Genomic DNA, 14,352 nt, shown 5'->3' on the forward strand with positions numbered 1-14,352 from the left:
AGCCGCATCGCATCGCCCACGCGGGACTGTGATGCGGCAAGGTCGATCGGGGTACTGCTGCGCGCGGTAGCATTCCGATTCTCAATTTCGCGGTTCTCGATCCGCTCAGGAGTCCAAACGCATGAATAAGGGTGATTTTGTTGCTGCCGTCGCCGACGCTGCAGAACTGTCCAAGACCGACGCTGCCAGCGCCGTGGACGCCATGGTCAGCGTCATTACCAAAACGCTGAAGAAGGGCGACACGATCACATTGGTTGGCTTCGGCACGTTCCAGGTTCGCGAGCGCGCTGCTCGTCAGGGCCGCAACCCGAAGACCGGCGAAGCCATCAAGATCAAGGCATCGAAAAATCCGGCTTTCAAGGCTGGCAAAGCACTAAAAGACGCTGTAAACTAAGTGGCTCGCCCGCCGATGTGCATGTTCTGGCATCGGCACTGCACGCAGGGTGCTTAGCTCAGTGGTAGAGCGTCTCCTTTACACGGAGAGGGTCGGGGGTTCGAAACCCTCAGCACCCACCAAGCACCGGGTCGACAGAGTTCCAAGTGCGGAGTGGTAGTTCAGTTGGTTAGAATGCTGGCCTGTCACGCCGGAGGTCGCGGGTTCGAGTCCCGTCCACTCCGCCATTTATACCCAGGCCCCTCGAGCAATCGAGGGGCCTGTTTTTTTTAGCATGGGGCGGCCCGACTTTCGGCGCGCAAGCACGTTAAACTGTACGGCTTCCGCACTCGACGCGACGGGATCATGCTGCAAAAACTCCGAGACAAAACTACTGGCTGGATCGCCATGGCGATCATGGGCGTGTTGATCGTCCCCTTCGCCCTGTTTGGACTGGACCAGTACATGGTCCAGGGCAGCAGTTCCACTGTGGCCGTCATCAAGGCACCGCCTGCCTGGTGGACGTCGGCTCCGTCGTTCTGGCCGGTGTCGGTGTTGTGGCGTCAAGAGGAGATCACGACCAACGAGTTCCAGGACCAGTTCCAACGGGTGCGCCAGCAGCAACGCACGGCACAGGGCGACGCGTTCGACTCGCGCGATTTCGCGGAGACCTCCAACAAGCTCGCGGTTCTGGATTCATTGGTGAGCCAGCGCGTCCAGACCATGGCCGCCGACGCCTCAGGCATCGCCATCAGTGATGCGATGGTGCGCAACGAGATCCAGCAGATCCCGGCGTTCCAGGTCGACGGCAAATTCGACCCGCAGCGTTACCAGCTTGCGCTGGCGTCGCAGGTGCCCGCGCAGTCGCCGGCGCAGTTCGATGCGATGGTGCGCCAAAGCCTGAAGCAAAGCCTGCTGGCCAACGCGATCGCCGGCAGCAACTTCATTACCAACAGCGAGATGGCACGTCTGGTCAAGCTGATGGGCGAGCGGCGTGACGTGAGCCTGGTGGTCGTGCCCGCACCGGAAGCGTCCGCTGCGGATGCCGAGCCGACGCCGGCCGAGATCCAAGCGTGGTACGACGCGCATGCGGTCGATTACATTGCGCCCGAGAGCGTCTCTGTCGAGTACATCTCGTTGGATCGCAAGGCGATGCCGGAACCGCCGCCGGCCGACGAAGCGACCTTGCGCCAGCTCTACGAAGAGCAACAGGACAAGTTCGCCGAACCGGAGCAGCGCCTCGCATCGCACATCCTGTTGCAGGTCGACGAAGGCGCGGACGCCGCGGCGATAGAGGCCAAGGCGCGTGAACTTGCCGCCAAGGCCGGCGCGGAAGGGGCCGACTTCGGCGCGCTCGCGGAGGCCAACAGTGATGACAGTGGCTCCAGGGCCAGCGGCGGGGACCTGGGCTGGATTGGCAAAGGCATGATGCCCGGTGCCGTCGAGGACGCGTTGTTCGCACTGGAGCCTGGCCAGGTCAGCGAGCCCGTCAGGAGCGAGTTTGGCTGGCATGTGATCAAGTTGCGTGAGGTCAAGGCTGGCGCGCGGGAGTCCTTCGAGGACGTCCGCGATGCATTGGCGCTCGAGCAGGTCACTGCGGAACGTGACCGCATGTTCAACGACCTGTCCAGCCGTGTTGTGGATGCGGTGTTGCGAAGCCCCGGCGTGCTTGAGCCGGCGGCGGAGGCGGCGAACCTTTCAGTCCAGCAGTTGGGTCCGTTTAACGAACAAGCCAGCGAAGGCCTGGCGGCGAATCCGGCGCTCAAGCGTGCGGCGTTCTCCGAGACATTGGTCCAGGACGGCACCGTCAGCGATCCGATCGAGATCGAGCCTGGTCACAACGTATGGCTCCGGGTGACAAGTCACCAGCCCGAGCATGCACGACCACTGGATGAGGTGCGCAGCGATGTGGTCGCGGCCCTCAAGGCTGACCAGGCGCAGCAGGCGGCTGCCAAGCGTGCGGAGACCCTCCTTGCCCGGTTGGATGGTGGTGAGTCCCTTGCCGTATTGGTGGCTGCCGAGCAATTGCCCGAGCCACAGGTGATCCCCGGGGTGCCGCGCGGCGCACCGCTGATTGCTGACGGTGTGTCGGAAGCAATTTTCGCCGTGCAGGCAGCTGCCGAAGGAAAGGTTGCCGGTGGCTACGACGTGCTGGACGACAACCGGATTGTCCTGTTTACCGTGGACAAGGTGGCGGCGGGGAGTGACGAGCAATTGCCGCCGCAACAGCGCGAGATCATGCGGCAACAGCTCTCCCAGGTGGCCGGGATCGAGGATGTGCAGGCGTTGATCAAGACGTTGCGTCAGCGGATGCAGGTCAAGGTGATCGAGCAGAACCTGTAAAAAAAGATCCAGTCCGGCCTGGCGCCGGACTGGATCTCGTGGTTTCAGTTTGCGCGGCTTCAGTTCCCGGTGCTTCAGTCGGCGTCGCCGACTCCGGTCATGCCCAGGATGTTGTAGCCCGAATCGACGTACACCACGTCGCCGGTAATGCCTGCTGCCAGGTCCGAACACAGGAACGCCGCGGTGTTGCCGACGTCCTCGATGGTGACCGTGCGGCGCAGCGGCGCGTTCTTCTCGAACTGGCCGAGCATCTTGCGGAAATTGGAGATACCCGCAGCCGACAACGTCTTGATGGGACCGGCGGAGATTGCATTGACGCGCGTGCCTTCCGGTCCCAGGTTTAGTGCGAGGTAGCGAACCGTCGCCTCCAGGCTGGCCTTGGCCACGCCCATTACGTTGTAATTTTGCAGCGCACGCACGGCGCCCAGGTAGCTGAGGGTCAGGACCGCCCCGTTGCGGCCGGCCATCAGCGGGCGGGCGGCCTTGGAGATGGCCGCCAGCGAATAGGCCGAGATGTCGTGGGCCACGGCCCAGTTCTCGCGGGTCAAGCCGTCCAGGAACTCACCCTCGATCGCCTCGCGCGGGGCGAATGCGATGGCATGGATGAGAATGTCGAACCCGTCCCAGCGCTGGCCGAGTTGCTCGAAACAGGCGGCAATCTGCTCGTCACTGGACACGTCCAGCGGAAGCACGATGTCGCTGCCCAGTGCGGCGGCGGCTTTCTCCACCCGCGGGCGCATCTTGTCGTTGAGGTAAGTGAAGGCCAGTTCCGCGCCTTCGCGATGCATCGCCTCGGCGATGCCGCTGGCGATCGAGCGTTCGCTGGCGATGCCGGTAATCAGCGCGCGCTTGCCTTGAAGAAAACCCATGGTGGCTCCTGGTTGAGCTGGGCCGCGACCGGGGCGGTCGGGCAACCTCTTATTGTACCCATGCCGCCAATGCCTAATTCAGGCTGGTGGCCAGTACCAGCAAGCGAACCGGTGTGTCGCCGGCATGGCTGATCCGGCCATCACGGAACACCGGATTGAGGCGAGCCAGGCGTTTGGGGTCCTGGTCGTTGCGCGCAGCCCAATCCGAAATCGCGTGCACGTTCTCGGCCACCGGCATCGCCTTCAAGTGCGGCACCGGCCGATCCATCGCCTTTACCCAGGGGTCCCGGTCGTCGGCATCGCCCAGGACACAGGCCAGGGCGTGCAGCTTGCGCACGTAGGCATGGGTGATGTCCGGCAGTCCCGGCAGCGCTTCGGGGTCGGCGTCACGCGCGACCTGGCCGCCCTTGTCGAGCGCGGAGAATATCCGGTACTCGCCGGCGTTGTAGGCCATCACCGCCAAGCGCCAGTCACCGGCGAACATGCCGTGCAGTGTCTTCAGGTAGCGCACCGCGGCGCGGGTGGAATCCACTGGTGACAGGCGCCCATCGTAGCCCTTGCGAATCGATACATTGTGGCTGCGCGCAGTGAGCTTGATCATCTGCCACAGCCCGGCAGGCCCCTGGGGGCTGCGCGCCTCGGGGCGATAGCCACTCTCCACGAACGGGATGAGGGCGTACTCGCTGGGCAGGCCCGCGTCGCGAACGGCGTCCAGCACGTAGCCGAACAGCAGCAATGTATCGTCACCGGGCGAGGCCAGGCGCTTGGGTGCGGCAGCGTAGTGCTTGCTCCAGCGCGCGCTGACGTCGGTTCCGCAGGATGGATCAGCCAGGCCCGCCCGGAACTGTTGGTAAATATCCAGTCCGCTGCGAGCGGTGACGGTGGCGGTGCTGCTGGCCGACTCGGCTGTATCAGGGCCCGCTGCCGCAGCTGTCGATCCGGGGTTGGTCTCGTCTGCGCTCACCGGCACTGCCAGCGACATCGCCAGCAACATGGCCAACAGGGGGCGCGTGGAGCGGGGTGCGCCGACTTTGAGCCGGCGTCCAGGGCCGGGCCGACTCATCCGCCGAACCCGTCCTTCCATTGTCGCAATCCTGCGAACACCTCTACCACGCCGCTTGGGGCGCGGCCCAACCTGTGTTGTACAGCAGCGACCACGGCCGGCTCTGCGCAACGCAGGAAAGGATTGCACGCCAGTTCGCTGGTGATCGTGCTGGGCAGGCTTGGCTTGGCGGCATCGCGCATGGACTGGACTTCCAGGATGCGGCGCTGGAGCGCCGTGTTGTGGGGTTCGACCACGCGCGCAAACGCCGCGTTGGACAGGGTGTATTCGTGGCCGCAACAAACCCGCGTCGGCCCCGGCAGGTGGGCCAGTCGGGACAATGACTGGTGCATCTGCAACGGACTACCTTCGAAAAGACGCCCGCAACCCAGGCTGAACAAGGTGTCGCCGCTGAACAGAACGGGGTCACTGGCAGCGGTGTCGGCGCAGAAATAGGCCAGGTGACTGGTGGTATGGCCCGGTACTGCAATCGTCTCGAACCGGCGTGCGCCAAGGGTGAACCGGTCGCCATCGGCCACCCGGATCGTAGCCAGCTCGATTCGCGGGTCATGTGCCGCGACCACCGGCAGGCCAGGCCAGCGCGCCAACAGGTCGGCCAATCCGCCGATGTGGTCGGGGTGGTGGTGGGTCAACAGGATCCCGGTAGGTGACATGCCGGCATCGGCCGCGGTGAACACCGGCCCAGCCTGGCCGGGATCGACGATCAGGCTGCCGCCATTGCCGTCATCGAGCAGCCAGATGTAGTTGTCGTTGAATGCAGGCAGGGCGTGCAGAAGCATCCAGGGACTCCTTCGGGTTGCCGGCGACGCGCAGCGCAATGCCGCACAATGCAGAGCCTGCCAAGCCACCGGCGATGCGAGAATCCGCGACCATGCCTGCGTTCAAGCACGATCGTCAACTCCAGTCGAGCGCATCTGGCGGGCTCGACTGGTTTGGCAGTGAAGCCGGAGGCGGGTTGCCGGCAGCTGAAGCCGCTGCGGTCAAGCGGGTATTGGATGCGTGTCCGGCGATGCCCTGGCTCTGGATCGGGGTGCCGGCGGCGGTGCCCCCGGTCGCTGGTCGTCGTGGGATTGTGCTGCACCGCAACCAGCACGATCTGGTCGGAACGGTGCGCTGTGCCTTGCCATTGCCGCTGGCCACGGAGACCTGCGGGGCGGTGCTGCTGCAGCACGCGCTCGATGACGGTGATGGTGGGCTGGCATTGCTGGAGGAATGCGCGCGCGTGCTGGCGCCGGGCGGTACGCTCTGGTTGGCGACCCTGAATCCCTGGACGCCGTACCGTTTTCGCTGGATGGGCACCGGCTTGCGGGCCCGCGACCCGGGCCGGTGGCAACGGGTGCTGCGGCAAACCGGGTTTTCCGGCAGCTCGATCCGGTTGCAATGGCTGGGCCCGCATTGGCGCGTCGGTACTGGCGAGACCGGGGTGGCTGCTGTGGATCGGTTTCGCGCGGCGATGGCGTTCACGGTAAGCAAGCGGGTGCTTGCATCAGTAACACCCACGCCGCTGCGCCAGTTGCGCTGGCAAGCGGGACGCTGGTCTGAATCCTCACCATCGGGGCAGACCTGCCCGCCGTGCTCGGTGATAATGCCCCGATGACTGAAGACATCTGCGACACCATGGAAAAACCGCCCGCGGCCGGACACCCTGTCGACGTGTCCGCCCCGGTCGCCCGTAACGTACAGATCCATACCGATGGTGCCTGCCTGGGCAATCCGGGGCCGGGCGGTTGGGCGGCGTTGTTGCGCTGCAATGGGGTGGAGCGTGAACTGACTGGCGGTGAAGCGGACACCACCAACAACCGTATGGAATTGATGGCGGCCATCTCCGCGCTGGAAGCACTCCGCAGTCCGTGCGTGGTCACCCTGCATACCGATTCCCAGTACGTCCGCCAGGGCATCACCCAGTGGATGGCCAACTGGGTGCGCCGTGGCTGGAAGACGGCGGCCGGCGCGCCAGTCAAGAACCGCGACCTGTGGGAGCGCCTGCAAGCGGCGACGGTGGCCCATCAGATTGATTGGCGATGGGTGAAGGGCCATTCCGGTGATCCGGACAACGAACGTGTCGATGATCTGGCGCGCGACGAGGCCACCCGCTTCAAGGGGCGTGCACCCCACGGGGTGGGTTGAGATGTCGCTTCGCCAGGTCGTGCTTGATACCGAAACCACCGGGCTGAGCTGGGAGCGCGGCAACCGGGTGGTCGAGATCGGTTGCGTCGAGTTCCTGGAGCGGCGCCCAAGCGGGCGTACGTTCCACCGTTATCTCAAGCCTGACTGCCAGTTTGAGCCGGGTGCGCAGGAAGTCACCGGCCTGACCCTGGAGTTCCTGGCCGACAAACCCGTTTTCGCGGACATCGTCGATGAATTCATTGCCTTCATCGACGGCGCCGAGCTGGTGATCCATAACGCGGCCTTCGACGTCGGCTTCCTGGACAACGAGCTGCGCTTGGTGGGTGGCGGCCACGGCGGCCTGGGTGAGCGTTGCGCGATAGAGGACACGCTGTTGCTGGCCCGTCGGCGCTTCCCGGGGCAGCGCAACTCACTCGATGCGCTCTGCCGGCGGCTTGGCGTGGACAATGCACACCGCCAGTTGCACGGTGCGTTGCTGGATGCGCAGCTGTTGGCCGAAGTCTATATCGGGCTGACCTCGGGACAGGAGGAGATCGGGTTTGCCAGCCCACAGCCCGCGCCGGGAGCGGTCGCGGCAGTGCTGTTCAAGCCGGATGACACGATGCGGTCGCGGCCGTCGGTCGTGGTGCACGCCGATGAGCTGGCTGCGCACGAGGTGCGACTGGAAAGCCTGCGCAAACGGGCCGGTGTTGCGGTGTGGGATGCCGCCGAGCCCGTCTAGTGGCTGCGGACCAGGATAGCGGTGATGTTGTCGGAGCCACCGCCATCCAGCGCGGCCGCCACCAGGGTGTCGACGCATTCCTGGGCGCTGCAGTCGGCGTGGGCAAGTACCCGCGCGATCTGCTGGTCGTCGACCTCCTCGGTCAACCCATCGCTGCACAGCAGCAACTGCATGCCCGGCAGCAGTTCCCCCGACATCATGGCGACGTCCAGGCTGCTGGGGCCGGTCACTCCCAGCGCCTGGGTGACGACGTTGCGATGCGGATGGTGGCGGGCCTGCTCGCGGGTGATGGCACCGGTGGAGATCAGCTCCTGCACGTAACTGTGATCCCTGGATAGCTGGGTCAACTGGCCATCACGCCATAGGTAGATCCGGCTGTCGCCTACCCAGACCACCTCGAACCGGGCACCAATGACGCGTGCTGCAACCACGGTAGTTCCCATGGGCAGCGCGTCGCGTCGCCGTTGCGAGGCGCGGATGATTTCCTCGTCGGCGATGCGGATGGCCTGGGCGAGTGGGGTGCCATCGCGGATTTCACGCACGATGGTCTCGCGCGCCAGTGCACTGGCGACTTCGCCGTACTCGTGGCCGCCCATGCCATCGGCCACCAGCCACAGGCCCAGCTCGCTGTCGCCGTAATAGCTGTCTTCATTGAGCTCACGACGCAGGCCAGGGTGCGTCAGGTGTCCGAATTCGATCATGGGTTGATCATGCAGATCCTGTTGTCGAAAACCCTTCGCAGAATAAAACGGAATGATCGTCGTTAGCCGGCCAGTGACGGGCAGCAGCGGGGCAGCACAAGGACGTCCGAGTCCGGGAATACAACCAGTTTGTCAGCAAAAAGGGCTGTCAGGACAGCCCTTTCGCGATATCTGGCGGAGAGGGGGGGATTCGAACCCCCGGTACGCTATAAACGTACGCCTGATTTCGAATCAGGTACATTCGACCACTCTGCCACCTCTCCGGTGTGCCACGACCGCGAAACCCGGGTCGTGGGGGCGCAATGATACGGGCCGCAGCGCGGGTCGACAAGCTGCCTGGGTTCCGCTGCTCGACGCTAGACTGGTGGACCCCCTTATCCCGGTCTGTCCCATGTCTGAAATCCTGGTCCCCGTTTCATTCGGTGAGTTGCTCGACAAGATTGCGATCCTGACCATCAAGTCCGAGCGCATGACCGATGCCGCCAAGCTGGCGAACATCCACAACGAACTGTCGGCGCTGCAGAAGACCTGGTTGGCGCACCCCGCGGCCGACAAGGACGTGATCCGCCTGCGCACGGAACTCAAGGCGGTCAACGAGCGCCTGTGGGTCATCGAGGACGACATCCGGATCAAGGAGAAGGCGCAGCAGTTCGACGCCGACTTCATCAAGCTGGCCCGCAGCGTCTATTTCGAGAATGACGAGCGCGCCCGGCTCAAGCGCGAAATCAACCTCGCCCTGGGGTCTTCGTATGTCGAGGAGAAGTCCTACCAGGACTACAAAGGCGGCGACGCGCCCTGACAGCGGACTGCCAGCGAGCGCGCTAGCCGCCTGCCCGCTGGCGACTTCCCGGGTGGTCGGCGAGGAAGCGTTCAAACGCCGCGACCGCATCGTCGACGCTGACCAGGTCCATCACCCCGTCCTGCTCGATCTTGCTGCCCCAGCGGAGCTGGCTGGCAGGTTTGCCCCGATACTTGCGCGCGGCATCGTCATAGCGGTCCACGCAGTAGCGGCGGTCACTGTAAGGGCCGCTGCGCGCCGGGTTGCTGGCTGCGTGCAGGCCCAGGACTTTCGTTCCCATCGCGTTGGCGATGTGCATCGGGCCCGAGTCCGGGGTCATCACCAGGTCGGCGCGTTCCAGCAGCGCCGGCAATTGTTTCAGGGTGTCCTTGCCCACCAGGTCCAGCGCGTCACCGCGCATCGCAGCGACGATGGCGTCGGTGGTCTGGCGCTCCAACTCGCTGCGTCCGCCACACAGCACCACTCGCCACCCGCGGGCGATCGCGTGATCGGCAACGGCGGCGTGGCGCTCGGGCCGCCAGTTGCGCAGGACATGGCTGGCGCACGGCGAGATCATCAGAGTCGGGGTGTCGTCGGTGGGCCATTGCGCGCCGGCCCATTGCCGCGCCTGCTCGGGTACCGGCAAATCCCATTGCACCCGGGCCTGGGTCAGCCCGAGGGGCTCGCAAAAGCTGCCGATGGCATCGAGTACATGGATGCCCGGCCGGTCCGGGATACGCCGATTGACAAACAATCCATGCCCGTCCCGGGAGCGCGCCGGGTCATAGCCCACGCGCATCGAGGCCGGGATGACCGCCGACAACAGGTTGGCGCGTGCGGCCACCTGCATCTGCAGTAATACGTCGAAGGTCGGGTTGTCGATCGGACCCCGTCGCAATCGGTGGTACAGCGCCAGCATGCCGCCGATTCCGGACTTCTTGTCGTATTCGATGAACTCCACGCCCGGCAGCCCCTCCAGCAAGCGCTGTTCTGTCTTGCCGATGACCCAGCTCAGCCGCGTTTCCGGCCATGCCGCCTGCAGGGTTCGCACCAACGGCACGACATGGGTGACGTCCCCCAGCGCGGACAAGCGCAGCAGGCAGATGGAAGCAGGTGCAGGAGGGATGCTAATTGCTAGACTCCGGAGGATGACTGGGTATGACGCCGCCGAGGGACTGACACCATTCCATGAAGATGGCGGGTATGGCGCGATTTTGTTCGACATTACGCGTGTCCGGCAAGCGCAACCCGAATGGTTCATTCCTGCCGCGTGGGAGGGCAAGGCGCGGCCGGTCGATAGTGGCGGCCGCGGCGGTGCCTGGTTTGTCGACGCGCCGTTTGGACCATCCGTACTGCGACGTTACCTGCGCGGCGGCATGGTCGCCAGGCTCAGCCGCGATCGCTATGTGTGGCAGGGCGCGGACCGCACCCGCAGTTTTGCCGAGTTCCGGCTGTCGCGCGCGATGATCGACAAGGGCGTGCCGGTGCCCTCGCCGATCGCCGCAATGTATCGGCGCGAAGGCGCGCTGTATCGGTGCGCGATCCTGATCGAACGCATCCCGAACGTGCGCAGCCTGGCCGATCGCGTGCTGGTGGCTGGCAGTGATGCGCCATGGGAGGAGACCGGCCGATTGATTGCCCGCGCCCATCGTGCGGGCCTGGATCATGCGGACCTCAACGCCCATAACCTGATGTTTGATAGCGCTGGACGTGGCTGGGTCATCGACCTGGATCGCAGCCAGATAATGATTCCCGCGACCCGTTGGCGCGAGCGCAACCTGGCCCGGCTCAAGCGCTCGCTGCTGAAACTGCGCGGGCCACGTGAGGTCGTCGCGGTCGAGCGCGATTTTGTCCGCCTGCGCGATGCCTACGATCGCATCTGGGCGCGAGGCTACTGAGATGGGTTGGAGCTTGCGGTTCCAGGGCGTCGGCAACTCCTCCGCGGTCGCGTTGGGCTCGGCGATGGCGACGATCGAGCACGATGGCGCGCCATGGCTGACCATCGACTGCGGCGGTGAAGGTTTGACCGCTTATCTTGCCCATTACGGGCAGATGCCGCGCGCGTTGTTCATCACCCACACCCATCTTGACCACGTCGGCGGTTTCGAGCGTCTGTTTGTGGGCAGCTATTTTGATGAAGCGCGTCGTGGGCGGGTGCGTCTGTACGTGCCGGCCAAACTGGTGCCGTTGCTGCACCAGCGTGTCGGCGACTACCCCAATGCGCTGGCCGAGGGTGGGGCCAATTTCTGGGACGCGTTCCAGGTGATCCCGGTCGGCGAGGCTTTCTGGCACGACGGTGTGCGGCTGGAGGTATTTCCGGTCCGCCACCACTGGCCCGATACCGCATTCGGCCTGCGCCTGCATGGCAGCCTGGTCTGGACCGGCGACACCCGTCCGATCCCGGAAATGCTGGCCACGATGGCCGACGCCGACGAGCTGGTCGCCCACGACTGTGCACTGCAAGGCAATCCGTCCCATAGCGGCATTGCCGACCTGGAGCGGGAGTACCCGGGTGAACTGCTGGCGCGTTGCCTGCTCTACCACTACGGCAGCCCGCGCGAAGGTGAGCTGCTCGCCGAACGCGGCTACCGGGTCGGCACGCCGGGCGAACTGGTCGCGCTGCGCGACACCACGGCACTGCGGGTCGAAGCGACGCCGTAGCGGCCCTCGAAATGAGCTGACCCAAACAGGCGCTGCCTCAAAAAAGGCGGTGGCCCTGCCGGCTGACCTCGGCACCCGCGTCAGTCAATACCGTTGCTGCCTTCCGGCCCTGGCGGAGTTTTCGACCTAGCGTCGCGAGGGGCCGACAGGGCCACCATGGACAATTGCAATATCTGGCGGAGAGAGGGGGATTCGAACCCCCGAAGCGCGGTTTAGACGCTTACACACTTTCCAGGCGTGCTCCTTCAACCACTCGGACACCTCTCCGCATCTGAACCGCTCAGACCCCGCCACGACGTCCAGTCGGTAGTGGGCCGCAAAGTCTAGCGGTGCCGGGACGCGCGGACAAGTCGCACGTTGCGTGGGGTCGTCGCCCCACCGCGATGGAGGATCCGGCCGTGGCACAATGGCCCGGACCGGTTGCACGCTGCTGTCATGGCGTTGCGACCCTTTCCTCCGGACTTGCCCAAGGTTATCGATGTCCTACCTCGTCCTCGCCCGCAAGTGGCGGCCCAAGCGCTTCGCAGAACTGGTGGGGCAGGAGCACGTGGTCCGGGCGCTCAGCAACGCGCTCGACACCGGCCGGGTCCATCACGCCTTCCTGTTTTCCGGCACCCGTGGGGTCGGGAAGACCACCATTGCGCGGATTTTCGCCAAATCGCTCAACTGCGAGCGTGGTACCTCGGCCGAACCGTGCGGGGAGTGCAATGCCTGCAAGGACATCGATGCCGGCCGGTTCATCGACCTGCTGGAGATCGACGCGGCGTCCAACACCGGCGTCGATGACGTCCGCGAGCTGATCGACAACGCCCAGTACATGCCGTCGCGCGGACGGGTCAAGGTGTACCTGATCGATGAAGTCCACATGCTGTCCAAGTCGGCGTTCAATGCGCTGCTGAAGACGCTGGAGGAGCCGCCCGGGCATGTGAAGTTCCTGCTGGCCACTACCGACCCGCAGAAGCTGCCGGTGACCGTGTTGTCGCGTTGCCTGCAGTTCAATCTCAAGCGGTTGGACGAGGACCAGATCAGCGGCCAGATCGACAAGATCCTGAGCGCCGAGGGCATCGCGGTGGAGCCGGGCGCGGTGCGCCAGATCAGCAAGGCCGCCGACGGCAGCCTGCGCGATGGGCTGTCGTTGCTTGACCAGGCCATTGCCTACACCGGCGGCCAGCTGACGGACGCCGCCGTAGCCACCATGCTTGGGACGGTGGACCAGACCCGCGTTGGCGCGCTTCTGGCGGCGCTGGCCGGTGGCGACGGTGAGGCGTTGCTGGCCGAAGTGGCGACTTTGGCGGAGTTCTCGCCGGACTGGGCCGGCGTGCTGGAAGCGCTGGCCGAAGCGATGCACCGGATCCAGGTGCGACAGCTGGTGCCCGGCGCGGCGGTCGAGGCGGATGGTGTCGATGTCGATTCGCTGGCCGCATCGGTTCCGGCTGAGCTGGTGCAACTCTGGTACCAGATGGCGATCAATGGCCGCCGCGACCTTTCGCTCGCGCCCAGCCTGCGCGCGGGGTTCGAGATGAGCGTGTTGCGGATGCTCGCGTTCCGCCCGGCAGGCCCGGGCGCGGCCCGCGAAGTGGCAGCGACGCCAGCCCGCAGCGAGCCGGCTTCTCATCCGGGGGCCGTGACCCGAGGTTCCGTCTCCGCTTCTGCAGACAAGGAGATCGCGGAACACGCCGCCGAATCCGAGCCCGAGCCCGAGTCAAGGCTCGAAGTCGTTCAGCAAGCCGGCATCCGGCCGGAGGTCTCTTACCCGGCCGCAGTCAAGCCGGTAGGGGAGCACCAGGCCAGTAGCAGTTCCGTATCGGAACCAGTGCCGGAACCAGTGCCGGCATCAACGCAGCCACCGTCCCATGCCACCGTCATCGACGACGCCGCAGCCTGGCATGCCTGGGTCATGGCCAGCAGCCTCAAGGGGCCTGCGCGGGTGTTGGCCGAGCACGTCGGCTTCATCGCCTGCAGCGATGGCGTGCTGGCGCTGGCGCTGGCACCGGTCGATGAATTGCTGAACAAACCGGCGCTGGTGCGGCAGATCGCCGAAGCATTGGCGCCGGCCCTGGGCCGCGTTCCCGAAATTCAATTCCAGCCCATGACTGGCGCCGATGGACCGGTGTCGCTGAACCAGCGCAACGAACGCGCGCGCGACGAGCGCCAGGCGGCGGCGGAACAGGCCTTCCTGAACGACGTCCAGGTGCAGGCGTTGATCAGCCAGCATGGCGCGAAGGTGGTTCCCGATTCGATCCGGCCGTTTGACGATGCCTGACCCGCGACCTTGACGATTGCCGGCGGCACCTCAATCTCAACCGTTATCCATAACCGAAACGAGTAGACGAAATGCGTGGAAATATTGCCCAACTCATGCAGCAAGCGCAGCAGATGCAGGAAAACATGCAGCGTGCGCAGGAAGAGCTCGCCAACGTCGAGGTCACCGGCAACGCTGGCGGTGGCATGGTCAGCGTGACCCTGACCGGTCGCATGGAGTGCCGCAAGGTGCGCATCGATCCGAGCGTGATCAGCGACGCGGAGATGACCGAAGACCTGGTCGCCGCGGCCATCAACGACGCCGTCAACAAGGTCAACGCGGCCTCGCAGGACAAGATGGGTTCGGCCACCGCCGGCATGCAGTTGCCGCCGGGAATGAAGTTGCCGTTCTGATCATGCCTGCTCTGATCATGCCTGTTCTGATCATGTCGCTGCGATCAGTCCGGGCGGACTT

At 65.1% G+C, this 14,352-nt stretch carries 14 protein-coding genes, 4 tRNA genes, 1 other RNA gene and 1 pseudogene; 12 read left to right on the top strand and 8 right to left on the bottom strand.

The features are described from left to right. Positions 1-115: 115 nt before the first annotated feature. From ACW7G1_RS05300 to ACW7G1_RS05315, 4 genes and pseudogenes are all read left to right on the top strand, one after another. A pseudogene (locus ACW7G1_RS05300) lies at positions 116-394 on the top strand (HU family DNA-binding protein); the annotation flags it as partial. A gap of 47 nt (positions 395-441) precedes the next feature. Then, positions 442-516: transfer RNA gene (locus tag ACW7G1_RS05305), tRNA-Val, on the top strand. Positions 517-544: 28 nt separating this feature from the next. Continuing rightward, positions 545-621, top strand: a tRNA-Asp gene (locus ACW7G1_RS05310). A gap of 118 nt (positions 622-739) precedes the next feature. After that, entirely contained in the window at positions 740-2,716 is a 1,977-nt protein-coding gene (locus ACW7G1_RS05315; protein ID WP_456978675.1) for a peptidyl-prolyl cis-trans isomerase, read from the top strand. 74 nt (positions 2,717-2,790) lie between these two features. Here ACW7G1_RS05315 and ACW7G1_RS05320 read toward each other — a convergent pair whose 3' ends face one another. From ACW7G1_RS05320 to gloB, 3 genes are all read right to left on the bottom strand, one after another. Then, on the bottom strand, positions 2,791-3,585 hold the full coding sequence (locus ACW7G1_RS05320) for an enoyl-ACP reductase FabI (protein ID WP_456978676.1): 795 nt from the start codon (positions 3,583-3,585) through the stop codon (positions 2,791-2,793). A gap of 73 nt (positions 3,586-3,658) precedes the next feature. Beyond that, entirely contained in the window at positions 3,659-4,579 is a 921-nt protein-coding gene (locus ACW7G1_RS05325; RefSeq protein WP_456978852.1) for a lytic transglycosylase domain-containing protein, read from the bottom strand. 65 nt (positions 4,580-4,644) lie between these two features. Then, positions 4,645-5,427, bottom strand: coding sequence for a hydroxyacylglutathione hydrolase (gloB, locus tag ACW7G1_RS05330; protein WP_456978677.1), 783 nt, complete (start codon positions 5,425-5,427; stop codon positions 4,645-4,647). A 92-nt stretch (positions 5,428-5,519) separates the two neighbouring features. On the opposite strand from gloB, the gene ACW7G1_RS05335 reads away from it, so the two are divergent. Genes ACW7G1_RS05335 through dnaQ form a run of 3 tightly spaced genes read left to right on the top strand, consistent with a single transcriptional unit; the run spans position 5,520 to position 7,496 of the window. Then, a complete protein-coding gene (locus ACW7G1_RS05335; protein ID WP_456978678.1) occupies positions 5,520-6,245 on the top strand; it encodes a hypothetical protein in 726 nt (241 codons plus the stop codon). Between the two features lie 20 nt (positions 6,246-6,265). Beyond that, the gene (rnhA, locus tag ACW7G1_RS05340) at positions 6,266-6,775 is read left to right on the top strand and encodes a ribonuclease HI (RefSeq protein WP_456978853.1); all 510 of its coding nucleotides are present in this window, start codon (positions 6,266-6,268) and stop codon (positions 6,773-6,775) included. A 1-nt stretch (position 6,776) separates the two neighbouring features. Then, positions 6,777-7,496 carry a DNA polymerase III subunit epsilon gene (gene dnaQ, locus ACW7G1_RS05345; RefSeq protein ID WP_456978679.1) on the top strand — a complete coding sequence of 240 codons (720 nt, stop codon included), beginning with the start codon at positions 6,777-6,779 and terminating at the stop codon, positions 7,494-7,496. On the opposite strand, the gene ACW7G1_RS05350 is transcribed toward dnaQ, so the two are convergent. Next, positions 7,493-8,197, bottom strand: a complete 705-nt coding sequence (locus ACW7G1_RS05350) for a PP2C family protein-serine/threonine phosphatase (protein ID WP_456978680.1) — start codon at positions 8,195-8,197, stop codon at positions 7,493-7,495. The two genes, dnaQ and ACW7G1_RS05350, sit on opposite strands and share 4 nt — an antisense overlap. A gap of 172 nt (positions 8,198-8,369) precedes the next feature. Continuing rightward, positions 8,370-8,460, bottom strand: a tRNA-Ser gene (locus tag ACW7G1_RS05355). A 128-nt stretch (positions 8,461-8,588) separates the two neighbouring features. Between ACW7G1_RS05355 and ACW7G1_RS05360 the strand changes: the two genes are divergently transcribed. Next, positions 8,589-8,996 (top strand): DUF6165 family protein, encoded by a 408-nt coding sequence (locus ACW7G1_RS05360; protein WP_456978681.1) that lies wholly within the window; start codon positions 8,589-8,591, stop codon positions 8,994-8,996. A 22-nt stretch (positions 8,997-9,018) separates the two neighbouring features. Here ACW7G1_RS05360 and ACW7G1_RS05365 read toward each other — a convergent pair whose 3' ends face one another. After that, on the bottom strand, positions 9,019-10,101 hold the full coding sequence (locus ACW7G1_RS05365) for a glycosyltransferase family 9 protein (RefSeq protein WP_456978854.1): 1,083 nt from the start codon (positions 10,099-10,101) through the stop codon (positions 9,019-9,021). A gap of 22 nt (positions 10,102-10,123) precedes the next feature. Here ACW7G1_RS05365 and ACW7G1_RS05370 point away from each other — a divergent pair, with 22 nt between their 5' ends. Together ACW7G1_RS05370 and ACW7G1_RS05375 are read left to right on the top strand one after the other, a co-directional pair. Beyond that, positions 10,124-10,873, top strand: a complete 750-nt coding sequence (locus tag ACW7G1_RS05370; protein ID WP_456978682.1) for a 3-deoxy-D-manno-octulosonic acid kinase — start codon at positions 10,124-10,126, stop codon at positions 10,871-10,873. Position 10,874: 1 nt separating this feature from the next. Further along, the gene (locus ACW7G1_RS05375; RefSeq protein ID WP_456978683.1) at positions 10,875-11,636 is read left to right on the top strand and encodes an MBL fold metallo-hydrolase; all 762 of its coding nucleotides are present in this window, start codon (positions 10,875-10,877) and stop codon (positions 11,634-11,636) included. Positions 11,637-11,688: 52 nt separating this feature from the next. Here the strand turns inward: ACW7G1_RS05375 and ffs are convergent. Further along, positions 11,689-11,785: signal recognition particle sRNA small type (gene ffs / locus ACW7G1_RS05380), an RNA gene on the bottom strand. A 25-nt stretch (positions 11,786-11,810) separates the two neighbouring features. Then, a tRNA-Ser gene (locus ACW7G1_RS05385) sits at positions 11,811-11,903 on the bottom strand. Positions 11,904-12,114: 211 nt separating this feature from the next. On the opposite strand from ACW7G1_RS05385, the gene dnaX reads away from it, so the two are divergent. Both dnaX and ACW7G1_RS05395 read left to right on the top strand, forming a co-directional pair. Next, entirely contained in the window at positions 12,115-13,899 is a 1,785-nt protein-coding gene (gene dnaX / locus ACW7G1_RS05390) for a DNA polymerase III subunit gamma/tau (RefSeq protein ID WP_456978684.1), read from the top strand. Between the two features lie 71 nt (positions 13,900-13,970). Then, positions 13,971-14,291 carry a YbaB/EbfC family nucleoid-associated protein gene (locus tag ACW7G1_RS05395; protein WP_456962034.1) on the top strand — a complete coding sequence of 107 codons (321 nt, stop codon included), beginning with the start codon at positions 13,971-13,973 and terminating at the stop codon, positions 14,289-14,291. Positions 14,292-14,352 lie beyond the last annotated feature (61 nt).

This window comes from Lysobacter sp. A378 (genome assembly GCF_054052125.1).